Raw genomic sequence first — 8,244 nt, 5'->3', positions numbered from 1 at the left:
AGGGGCCCCCCCCCCCCCCCCCCCCCCCCCCCGCCCCCCCCCCCCCCCCCCCCCCCCCCCCCCCCCCCCCCCCGCCCCCCCGCCCCCCCCCCCCCCCGCGCCCCCCCCCCCCGGCCGGGTAACAGCCACCGACATACCTTCGCGTCCGTTATATTGCGGGGCGTGGACACTCCGCTGCGCGAACCCACCTTCCTGATCCTCACCGCGCTGGCCGGCGAGCCGATGCACGGCTACGGCCTGATCGGCGAGGTCGCCGCCCTCTCCGACGGGCGCGTGGCGCTGCGGCCGGGCACCCTCTACGGCGCGCTCGACCGGCTGGTCGACGCCGGCCTGGTGGAGGTCGACCGGGAGGAGGTGGTGGACGGGCGGCTGCGCCGCTACTACCGCCTCTCCCCCACCGGCGACGCCACCCTCACCGCCGAGACCGAGCGCCTGCGCCGCAACGTCGAGGCGGCCACCGCCCGGCTGCGCACCCGCGCGGCGAAGGCCCGGCCGACGGCGCCGCGCGTCGCGGGAGGGCTGGCATGACGGACCTGGAACGCCGCTACCTGCGCCTGCTGCTCGCCTATCCCGCCGACTACCGGCGGGCGCGCGGCGCCGAGATCGTCGGCACGTACCTCGACCTGGCCGGGCCGGAGCGGCGCTGGCCCTCCCCGGCGGACGCCGCGGACCTGCTGCGCGGCGGCCTCCGCCAGCGGCTGCGGGCCGCCGGGGCCGCCGACCTGATCCCGGGCGTACGCCTCGCCGCCGTCCTCGCCTTCCTCACCGCGACCGCGCTGGCGGCGGCCTGGTCGGTGCTGGAACTGCACCCGCCACCGGCGCGGTGGGGCGTGCCGAGCGCCGGGCCGTTCGTCTCGCTCGGGATCGGCGTGTGGGCCGCCTGGCTGCTCGCCGCGGCGGTGCACGCGGTGGCACCGGGCCGCTGGACCCGCCGCGCCGTGGCCCTCGCCCTGCTACTCACGGCGGCGGTCGTGCCGGTCGCGGCCCTCGCCGGCCTGCCCCGCCCGCCGCTGTACGTGCTGCTGCCGCAGGTCGGGCTGGGGCTGCTGGCGCTCGGCCTACCCGAGCGGCTTCCGGTGGCGGTTCGGGCAATGCCCCTGCTCGCCGTCGTCGCCGCCGGTGTCGCGCAGGTCAACCTGCTGCCCCGCAACGACTTGTTCGTCAACACATACGGTTGGACGGCGAGTCGGATCCTGCCCGGCGCCGCCGTGGTGCTGCTCGTGGTGGTGCTTCTGCTCGGCACGGGTCTGGCGCTACGCGCCGACCCCCGTGGCGGCTGGGCGCTGCTGACGCTGCTCACCCCGCTGGGCCTGCTCTCGCTGCACACCCTGGCCGGCATAGTGGACGGCCTGCTGCATGGCGCGCCCGAACCGGACTGGTCCGCGCTCGCCGCGACGGCCGTCGTGGTCGGCCTGGCCGGCCCCGTGCTGCTGCCGCTGGCGATCGCCCTGCGCCAGCGCGTGCGCCGGCCCGGCCCGGTCGGATCCGGCGACCGCTGCCCGACCTGCGGGCACACCGCCGAGCGGATGCCGTAGGCCAGCGGCGCAGCACCCGCGCGGTCGGTGGAACGCCATGGCTGTCACAGGAGGGTTTTGACAGCCATGGCGTTCCACTCGACGCGGCCGATCCGCGGCGGCGAGTGGCGGCGCGGATGGGCACTCGCCGCGGGGTCGGCTCGCGCGGTGACGGGAGAGCGGTCAGCGCAGGGCGGTCTCCCATGCCTCGGTGTGGGCGTCGAGGTGTTCGGCGGTGGCCAGCCAGTACGGGCCGTCCTCGGTCCAGATCCGGGCCCACGGCTCACGCTGCTGTTCCGCGCCCTCGCGCAGCAGGTCGTACATGGCCCGGGCGCGGCGACCCAGCATGGCGGCCAGGGCCGGGCGGGACGCCTCGTCCAGGCGATAGCCGTCGGCGAAGGCGCGCAGCCGGGCCGCCGACTCGGCCACCGGCCGGTCCGGGCGCAGGCCGGCCGTGCTCTGCGCGGCGTACGCGAGGTCCCACAGCCGCGAACCCGGCGCGGCAGCGTCCCAGTCGATCAGCACCCAGCCCCGGTCCGCCCTGATCAGGTTCCACGGGGCCACGTCGTTGTGGCAGGCGAGTTCCTCCCGGTCCGGAGGGATGAGCCGCTGCCACGCCGCGCGGCCGGCGGGGTGAACCCGGCCAGCGCCTCGTGCAGCTCGGCCAGCATCCGGCCGATCGCGAACAGGTCCACCACCGGGTACGTGCCCGACGCCGCGCCGACCTCGCCGGGGACGTACTCCAACACCTGCCGGCCCTGCGCGTCCCGGCCCAGGGGTCGGGGCGCGCCGGAGAATCCCACCTCGTGCAGGTGTTCCAGCAGGGCGTCCACCGCGTCGCTCCAGGGGCCGGCCGGACGGCGCACGGTGTCGCCGACGCGCACCACGCCGGCGGTGGCGTTGCCCGACAACGGTTCCTCGGCTGCGCTCATCCCACGATCATGGACCCGTGCGCCGGGACGCGGCACCGGCCCGGAGGCCGAGACGCGCCGCACGGACCCTCAGCCGAGACGCGCGGCACGGGACCGGCGCAGCCGGAGCAGGCCCCACACCGCCAGCCCGACGACCAACGCGGTCATCGCCAGCGCGCCCGGGGCCTTGCTGAACCGGGCCAGGCTGGCGCCGTCGGGCAGGGTGAGGAAGGCCGCCGCCGCGCAGGGCAGCACGAACCAGGTGGTCCGGGTCGCGGCGACCGCGAGCAGGGCCAGCGGCCAGGTGGCGTACCAGGGGTGGAAGACCGGCGCGAGGAGGACCGTGGCGGCCAGCGCCAGCCCCGCGCCGAGCAGGGCCACCCGGGGGCGGGCGGCGTCCAGGCGGGCCACCCGCTGCCGGACGTCGTTCAGCCCGCGCAGCTCCGACCAGGCCCGCCACCACAGCGCCGCCACGAGCACGGCGAGCAGCAGCAGCGCCGCCGCGCGGGTAACCGGCACCGCGGCCGGGTCCCGGCCGACGAGCCCGCCCGTGTAGTCGACGACGAAGCCCACCGCCGTCGGCGGGGACGTCCACTGCTCGGAGTCGCCGCTGCGGCTCAGCCCGCCCACCCAGCCGAGCCCGAGCCCGGACAGCAGCGAGGCGACCGCCACCGCGCCGAGCGCCCCGCCGGCCAACCACCCGGCGTCGCGCAACAGCGCCCGGACGGTGTAGCGGCCCAGCACCGCGGCCAGCGCCGCGAAGGGGAGCACCACCACGGCGGTGGCCTTCACCGTCACCGCCAGCCCGAGTAGCGCCCCGGCCACCAGCAGCGGCTTCGGCTTGCCGGGCCGGCGGACCAGCACCAGCAGGCCCAGCAGCAGCAGGCCGAGCATCACCGCGTCGTTGTGCGCGCCAGCCACCAGGTGCACCCCGACCAGCGGGCAGGCCAGCACCAGCCAGGCCGCCCGGCGGGTGGGCACGCCGGCCGCCCGGGCCAGCCCCGGCAGGCAGAGGGCGGCCAGCAGCAGCCCGGCGACGGAGACCAGCCGGAGCGCCACGACCGTACCCACCAGGCCGCCGCCGAGGGTCACGGCGAGCGCGGCGAGCAGCACGAAGAACGGCCCGTACGGCGCGGGCGTGTCCCGCCAGAGCGGCGCGACCGACTCCACCCAGGGGCAGCCGGCCTCGGCCACCCCGGTCGCGTACGGGTCGACACCGTGCGCATACGCCCAGCCCTGGCAGGCGTAGGAGTAGACGTCCCGGCTGCCCAGCGGCGGGGTGACCAGCAGCGGCAGCGCCCACAGTCCGGCGGTCAGGTACGCCCACCGCGTCGACGGCGCGCCCCGGCGCAGCGCCCACCAGGCGCCGACCAGCAGGGCCGTGCCGACCAGCCAGGCGCCCAACACCGGCGGCCCGGTGTCCGACCGCCAGCGGTCCGCCGGGGTGGCGTCCAGCGGGATCGACGGCAGCGCCCCACCCAGCCAGCCGGCGACGGCCAGCAGCACCGCCCCGGCCAGGCCGGCGTACCGGGCCAGGCGGGCGGCGCCGGGCGTCGGCGGGGTGTCGGGCGAGGTGGGCCGCGAGGTGACGGGCGGGGTCGGCGGCGGGGAGCCGGGAGTGGTCACCGGCGTCCTCTCCTCAGTCCACGGCGGCCGGCCGGCGGGCCACCCGAGCCGACCGTACCAAGCGGACGGCCACCACGATCACCAACAGCGTCATCAGCGGGGCGCCGACCGTCTTGCTGTACCGGGCCAGCCCGGTGCCGTCCGCGAGGACCAGGAACGCCGAGACCACCGCGACGACCGCGAACCAGCCGGTGCGCCGCGACGTGGCCGCGAGCACGGCCAGCGGCCACGTCCAGTACCAGGGGTGGAACAGCGGGGCGAGCGCGACGGTGGCGGCCAGCGCCAGGCCGGCGTGCCACAGCGGCTCCCGGGTGCGGGCCCGCCACCACAGCCAGATCAGCACCAGCGCGAGCACGGCCATCCCGATCCCCCGGGTGACCGGCAGCGGGTCGCCGTGCCAGCCGAACGGCGCGGCGAGGTAGGCGACGGTCTGCCCCACCGCCGTCGACGGCGAGGTCCACGCGATCACCAGGCCGCCCTGCTCCAGCCCGGTGACCCAGCCGAAGCCGAGGCCGGTGGCGAGGGTCGCGCCGACGACCGCCGCGAGCGCCCCGCCGACCACCCACCCGCCGTCGCGGAGCAGCGCCCTGATCGAGTACGCCCCGACGATCGCGGCGAGCGCCGCGAACGGCACCACCACCAGCGCGGTGATCTTGACGGCGGCGGCGAGGCCGAGCAGCGCTCCCCCGGCGAGCAGCGGACCGGGGCGGCCCGGCCGGGCCGCCACCACCGCCAGCCCGCCCACGAGCAGCCCCACCATCAGGGCGTCGTTGTGCGCCCCCGAGACCAGGTGCACCCCGATCAGCGGCGAGCCCAGCGCCAGCCAGACCGCCCGGCCGGCCGGCACGCCGCAGCGCCGGGCCAGCACCGGCAGGCCGGCCGCGGTCAGCCCCACCCCGGCCACCGCGAGCAGCCGGAACAGCACGATGCTGCCGTACAGCGACCCGGTCGCCTCCACCACCGCCCCGGCGAGCAGCACGAACAGCGGCCCGTACGGCGCCGACGTGTCCCGCCAGATGTAGGAGATGGTGTCCAGCCACGGGCACGGTAGCGCCGAGACGCCCTGCTCGTACGGGTTGATGCCGGCGGAGTAGCTGGCGCCCTGGCAGGCGTACGCGTAGACGTCCCGGCTGCCCAGCGGCGGCGCGACCAGCAGCGGCAGCAGCCAGAGCCCGACGGTGACCAGGGCCCACCGGGTCGACGGCACCCGGCCGCGCAGCGCCCACCAGGCGTACGCCATCAGGCCGGTGCCGACCGCCCAGGCGGCGATGATCAGCGGGCCGTGCGGGCCCTGCCAGATGCTGACCGGGGTGGGGCGCAGGTCGCCGTCGGGCAGCGCTCCGCCGAGGAACGCGGCCACGGCGAGCAGCGTCGAGCCGGCCAGGCCGATCCAGCGCGCGAGGTGGTGAGGCACGCCGGACATGCTGCCAGTACGGTGGTCGCGGTACGGAGGTGGGCATGCGGCGCAGTCGGGTGGTGGCGGTGGCCGCCGCGTCCGCCGTGCTCCTCGGCGTGACGTGTCTCGCCCTCCCGCCGACCGGTTCCGACCTCGCCGCGCAGGTCGCCCGGGCCGACTTCTTCGCCGCCCACGGCCTCGCCCCGGTCGACCTGCGGTGGTACGGCGGGGTCCAGCAGTTCGGCTACAGCCTGCTCTCCCAGCCGGTGATGGCGCTGCTCGGGGTGCGGGTCACCGGCGCGCTGGCGCTGGTGGCGGCGGCGACCGCGTTCGCGGCGCTGCTGGTGCGCACCGGGGTGCCGCGGCCGCTGCTCGGCAGCCTGGTCGGGGTCGTCACCATCGCCGGCAACCTGGTCTCGGGCCGGGTGACGTACGGCCTCGGGGTGGCCTTCGGCCTCGGCGCGCTGCTCGCCCTCACCCTCCCCCGCGGCCCGGCCGCACCAACCGACGCCCGGCGGCTGCTGGTGACCACCGGCCTGGTCGACTCCGGCCCGGACCGGCGGGCGCGGCGACGGCAGCTCGCGCGGCTCGGGCTGGCGGTCGCCGGGGCGCTGCTGGCCTCGGCGACGAGCCCGGTGGCGGGCCTCTTCGTCGGCCTGGCCGGCGCGGCGCTGCTGCTCACCCGCCGGTACGCCGACGGCCTGGCGCTCGGCGTCGCCGCCGCGCTGCCGCTCGGGGCGACCGCGCTGCTCTTCGGCGACGGCGGCTGGATGAACATCAGCCGCACCGACACGCTGCGCGCCATGCTGACCAGCCTGCTGGTCGCCGCGCTGGTGGCGTACCGGCCGGTGCGCGTGGGTGCGCTGCTCTCGGCGGCCGGGGTGCTGGCGGCGGCGCTGGCGCACACCCCGGTCGGGCTGAACGCCACCCGGCTGGCCGTCATGTTCGCCCTTCCGCTGCTGGCCGCCGCCGCCCGCCCCCCGGCCCGGCTGACGCGGTGGTGGGCCCGACGCGGCCGGGGTGCGGCGGGCTCGGCCCGGCCGTCACCCGGGGACTCCTCGGCCCGCTCGCCGTCGCAGGGGCGGGGCACGGTCCGGGGCCGCGTCGCGCTGGCCGCGCTGCTGGTGGCGGTGTGCTGGTGGCAGCCGCCGGTGCCCCCCGCCGACCTGCGCAGCGTCGACGACCCGACCGGCCGGGCCGCGTACTTCGCGCCGCTGCGGGAGTTCCTCGACGGGCAGCGGCTCACCGGCCGGGTCGAGGTGCCGCCGACCCGCAACTACTGGGAGGCGGCGAGGCTGGGCGAGGTGCCGCTGGCCCGGGGCTGGCTGCGGCAGGCCGACATCGACCGGAACCCCCTCTTCTTCACCACCGTCCCGGGCGCGGCCGGCACCGGGGTGCCGCTGACCGCCGCGAGCTACCGGGACTGGCTGGCCGAGAACGGGGTGCAGTTCGTCGCGGTGCCGGACGCCCCGCTGTCGTGGGTGGGGCGGGCCGAGGCCGAGCTGGTCACGGGCGGCCTGCCGTATCTCACGCCCGTCTGGTCCGGCCCGCACTGGCGGGTCTGGGCGGTCGCCGAGCCGACCCCGATCGTCGGCGCGCCGGCCGACCTCGTCGCGCGGGACGGCGCCTCGGTGACCTTCCAGGCGCCGGCCGCCGGCACGGTGCCGGTCCGGGTGCGGCACAGCCGGTGGCTGACCGCCTCCGGCGGCGCCACCGTCGCCGCCGACGGCGACTGGACCGCGGTGACCGTGCCACGCGCCGGAACGTACCGCCTCGGCAGCTGACCAGGGCGTCTCCCGTCTTTTTGCCACCTCGGCAACGTTTCTTGCTCCCTCCGCCGGCGGCGCGCACGATCGACGCGACAGGTCACCGAGGGCAGCGCACAGGAGGACGAGACGTGCACCACGAGGCGACGGCCGGAGACCCCCGGCAGGGCCACCACCATCATCACCACCACGACGCTCCGGCGGCGCCGGTGGTCGCCCCACGGCCGCACCCGGACGTGGACGACGAGACCGCGCGGTTCTGGGAGGAGCTCTACCAGCGGCGCGACCGGGTCTGGAGCGGCCGGGCGAACCCGGTCCTGGTCGAGGTCGCCGGGGCGCTGCCGGCCGGCGCCGTGCTGGACCTCGGCTGCGGTGAGGGCGGCGACGCGATCTGGCTGGCCGGGCAGGGCTGGCGGGTGACCGCGGTCGACGTCGCCGAGACCGCCCTCGCCCGGGCTTCCGAGGAGGCGTCCGCCGCCGGGGTCGCCGCCCGCATCGAGTTCCGCCGGCACGACCTCACCCGGACCTTTCCGCCGGGCTCGTTCGACCTGGTCTCCGCCCAGTTCCTCCAGTCGCCGCTGGAGTTTCCCCGGGCACGGCTGCTCCAGTCGGCGGCCCGGGCCGTGGCCCCTGGCGGCCGGCTGCTCGTCGTCGAGCACGGCGAGGTCCCGCCGTGGGGGCGCGCCAACCACCCGGACGTGCGCTTCCCCACCCCGCAGGAGACCTTCGCGTCGCTCGACCTCGACCCCGACCGGTGGCACACCGAGCGGCTCGACGCGTCCCGCCGCCAGGCCACCGGCCCGGACGGCGAGACCGGGACCCTGGTCGACAACGTGGTGCTGGTCCGCCGCACGCGGTAGCTTCGGCGGCGGCCGGAGCACCCCGGCCGGGCCGCTGCCGGCCGGCACGGACTCGATCAGCCTGCCGGGCCCGGCCGGCTCATGTAAAGGACTCCGGTGCTTGATCAGCCCGGTGGTCCTGGGGTTGCATGAGCATCCCGGCTGGTCCGGTGGGTGGCGTCGAGCACGGCT

General features: G+C 77.6%; 8 protein-coding genes. 4 read left to right on the top strand and 4 right to left on the bottom strand.

Features of this window, described 5'->3' with window-relative positions; genetic code table 11:
- Positions 1-162: 162 nt before the first annotated feature.
- The gene (locus ACZ6Q9_RS13315) at positions 163-528 is read left to right on the top strand and encodes a PadR family transcriptional regulator (RefSeq protein ID WP_393454467.1); all 366 of its coding nucleotides are present in this window, start codon (positions 163-165) and stop codon (positions 526-528) included.
- On the top strand, positions 525-1,535 hold the full coding sequence (locus ACZ6Q9_RS13310) for a hypothetical protein (protein ID WP_396827553.1): 1,011 nt from the start codon (positions 525-527) through the stop codon (positions 1,533-1,535). Before ACZ6Q9_RS13315 ends, ACZ6Q9_RS13310 begins: the two co-directional genes overlap by 4 nt.
- A 162-nt stretch (positions 1,536-1,697) precedes the next feature.
- Here the strand turns inward: ACZ6Q9_RS13310 and ACZ6Q9_RS13305 are convergent, their stop codons facing one another.
- The 4 genes from ACZ6Q9_RS13305 to mptB (ACZ6Q9_RS13290) form a co-directional block, all read right to left on the bottom strand.
- Positions 1,698-2,078: a hypothetical protein gene (locus ACZ6Q9_RS13305; protein WP_396827555.1), complete on the bottom strand. Its 381-nt coding sequence runs from the start codon at positions 2,076-2,078 to the stop codon at positions 1,698-1,700.
- Positions 2,060-2,446: an aminoglycoside phosphotransferase/kinase family protein gene (locus ACZ6Q9_RS13300; RefSeq protein ID WP_393454458.1), complete on the bottom strand. Its 387-nt coding sequence runs from the start codon at positions 2,444-2,446 to the stop codon at positions 2,060-2,062. The genes ACZ6Q9_RS13305 and ACZ6Q9_RS13300 overlap by 19 nt, the downstream gene beginning before the upstream one ends.
- 69 nt (positions 2,447-2,515) lie before the next feature.
- The gene (gene mptB, locus ACZ6Q9_RS13295; protein ID WP_393454960.1) at positions 2,516-3,961 is read right to left on the bottom strand and encodes a polyprenol phosphomannose-dependent alpha 1,6 mannosyltransferase MptB; all 1,446 of its coding nucleotides are present in this window, start codon (positions 3,959-3,961) and stop codon (positions 2,516-2,518) included.
- Between the two features lie 103 nt (positions 3,962-4,064).
- Positions 4,065-5,465 carry a polyprenol phosphomannose-dependent alpha 1,6 mannosyltransferase MptB gene (gene mptB / locus ACZ6Q9_RS13290; protein ID WP_393454455.1) on the bottom strand — a complete coding sequence of 467 codons (1,401 nt, stop codon included), beginning with the start codon at positions 5,463-5,465 and terminating at the stop codon, positions 4,065-4,067.
- Between the two features lie 44 nt (positions 5,466-5,509).
- Between mptB (ACZ6Q9_RS13290) and ACZ6Q9_RS13285 the strand changes: the two genes are divergently transcribed.
- Together ACZ6Q9_RS13285 and ACZ6Q9_RS13280 are read left to right on the top strand one after the other, a co-directional pair.
- Positions 5,510-7,231, top strand: a complete 1,722-nt coding sequence (locus ACZ6Q9_RS13285) for a hypothetical protein (RefSeq protein ID WP_396827557.1) — start codon at positions 5,510-5,512, stop codon at positions 7,229-7,231.
- A 113-nt stretch (positions 7,232-7,344) separates the two neighbouring features.
- A complete protein-coding gene (locus tag ACZ6Q9_RS13280; protein WP_396827559.1) occupies positions 7,345-8,073 on the top strand; it encodes an SAM-dependent methyltransferase in 729 nt (242 codons plus the stop codon).
- Positions 8,074-8,244: the final 171 nt, after the last annotated feature.

This window comes from Micromonospora sp. NPDC049139, assembly GCF_055586845.1.
This window is presented reverse-complemented; position numbering and strand designations above follow the sequence as displayed.

Excerpts from the sequence above, each read along its gene's own strand:
- ACZ6Q9_RS13310 (WP_396827553.1), top strand. The coding sequence starts at position 525 with ATGACGGACCTGGAACGCCGCTACCTGCGCCTGCTGCTCGCCTATCCC.
- ACZ6Q9_RS13300 (WP_393454458.1), bottom strand. The coding sequence starts at position 2,446 with ATGAGCGCAGCCGAGGAACCGTTGTCGGGCAACGCCACCGCCGGCGTG.
- ACZ6Q9_RS13285 (WP_396827557.1), top strand. The coding sequence starts at position 5,510 with ATGCGGCGCAGTCGGGTGGTGGCGGTGGCCGCCGCGTCCGCCGTGCTC.